The organism is Streptomyces sp. NPDC058955 (assembly GCF_042741435.1).
In the GTDB taxonomy this organism is placed as follows: Bacteria; Actinomycetota; Actinomycetes; order Streptomycetales; family Streptomycetaceae; genus Streptomyces.
Genome location: NZ_JBHYKM010000060.1, coordinates 44,696 through 46,799 on the forward strand (window position 1 = coordinate 44,696; position 2,104 = coordinate 46,799).

General features: G+C 63.0%; 1 protein-coding gene. It reads left to right on the top strand.

The window, feature by feature from the left end; genetic code table 11:
- The first annotated feature begins 1,001 nt into the window (after positions 1–1,001).
- Positions 1,002–1,550: a hypothetical protein gene (locus tag ACFW1I_RS22520; RefSeq protein ID WP_384672726.1), complete on the top strand. Its 549-nt coding sequence runs from the start codon at positions 1,002–1,004 to the stop codon at positions 1,548–1,550.
- Positions 1,551–2,104: the final 554 nt, after the last annotated feature.

A 2,104-nucleotide genomic window follows, 5' to 3' on the forward strand; every position in this document is an offset into this window, starting at 1 on the left:
GTAGAGGCGGCGGCCCGGGTGGGGGGGCGCGCGGTTGACGGGCGGGGCGGGGGGGCGGCGGCGCGGTTGGGGCGTCCACCCATCCATGCGCCCCCACACTCTCCACCGTGATCACCCCGAGCCACCCGTTTCAGCGGATCTGGATCCACCAGGTGACCCAACCCAGAACCGCAGCTCCGGCCGCCGACGCCAGTCCTCGTACTGCGCTGAACATTGCGGCACGGCCAAGCCGCCGAACGGTGCTGCTCTGGCCCCTTTTCCGCCCCATTGGGCTTCTCCCTTCGTTGAGGACTCCGATACTCGGATTCGACAACAGCCCAGGTCAGCGTGTCTGTAGTCTCGGACAGGCTCGGCCGTTCGCGGTTACCGTCGGCCACGCTCGGACGGTTTCGGCTAGTCGGCGTCGTTGAAGGACAGAGGGAAGGGAACAGTTCGTGGGGCCAGGCAGGGATCCGGTTGAAACCTTTGTGGCCAACCTTCGTCAGCTTCAGCGCGACGTTGGTCAGCCCTCGTTCAAAGCCCTGGAGACCTACGCGCGCAAGGCCGGGGTGCACTTGCCTCGATCTACCGCATCAGACGCAGTACGGGGCCGACGACTTCCTCGACTGGAGGTAGTCATCGCGTTCGTCGAAGCTTGCCGGTGCTATGCCGAAGAAACCAGAATCCCGGTACCCGACAAAGCCCGCAGAGAGTACTCGCCCATGTGGCAGCGGGCTTGGGCCACCGTCGAATCTGAGCTCTCTGCTGCGGTACGCAGAGGCGGTGAGATGCCTGCTCCGCCCACCCAATATGGTGGAGGCGAGTTGCCACCGCCACGAAGTGTTGCCTCCTCAGCAGAAACTCATCACTTGCGGATGCCAAGGCGGCAAAAGTCCGCCTACCTACTCCTAGCAAGCAGCGGAGGCGGCAGCAGACCCGGCCTCCTCCAGCCTCTCCCGAGCGTCGAATCAAACTTCGCCGAAATGACTGAGGCCTTGGCAGAAGCGGCCCCATGGATGTCCTTGACCAGATTGCTGAACCCGACACTTGAGATGGCTCGGGAAGCTCTAGCCCAAGCGTTCGCAAGCCAGTCAGAACTACTCGTAGTGCATGTCACGGGGCATGGAGTCGTAGCCCAGAACACAGGATCTCTGCTCGTGCCGCTAGCCGACACCAATGAAGACCCGACAAGCCTGCTCAATGTTGGGGAACTTCTGCCACAAGCAGCCCAAGCGTCCTCCAGCAGAACGGTGATCCTCATCGTGGACACCGCCTTCGCGGGAGCTGCCATTCCGCAAGTTCCTCAGAAGCTGGAACACTGGTTCGTACTCGCGGCGTCAGATGCTCGGGGCATGGCGTTCGACAAGCCATCCCTCACTGCAGTCCTTGCTCAGCTGTTTCGCGGCGGAGTTGCCTCATGCCCCTACCCGATGGTGACCGCGGCAGACCTGGCTAGGGAAGCCCGGGAGATCCTCTTGAAGGTCCATGGTGGGCGGCAACACGTGACCTGGAGTGGGGTGCAGGGCGCCAGCACGCTCGCCTTGGCTTACAACCGCTGGAAGGACGACTGACCGCTGCCGAAGACACAAACACGGCAGTCCGTTTTTACTGCCGCAGTGAATGCCGGATTTACTGCGGTGGAGCCTCTACGGTGATCTTCGCGACCTGCGGCGGACTCTCCGGGCGCCGCAGGCGAGGTGTACGCATCTACTGCGGCAGGACCGGAAGGGCGGGACGGACGTGACGATCGAATCAGTGAGCATTTTCCAACCTGATGTTGCAGGTCACGGGGCTGGCGTGGGTCGGGGTGGGGTGCTCGGGCTGGGCGGGCCCTTGATCGACGGCATGTGATGGGCCGCCGGCAGGTAGATTGCACTGACCCCTGGATGGTGCTGCTCTTCCGTGTGTCCTACCAGAGGGTGCCCGGTCCCGCGATGACCCAGCTGGCGTCGACAGGCTTGACCCAGAATCTCAATGCCACCTCGATTATCCGTGCGCGGTAGGTGATCTCAACGTAGAAATGGCTGCCAGTGAACCGTTCCGGCTTTCCTGCCGGTGTTTTGTGGGCCGGTGATCAGTCGGCCACGGGTTCTGTGTCAGCGTAGTGTGCTGCCTCGTACTCGGT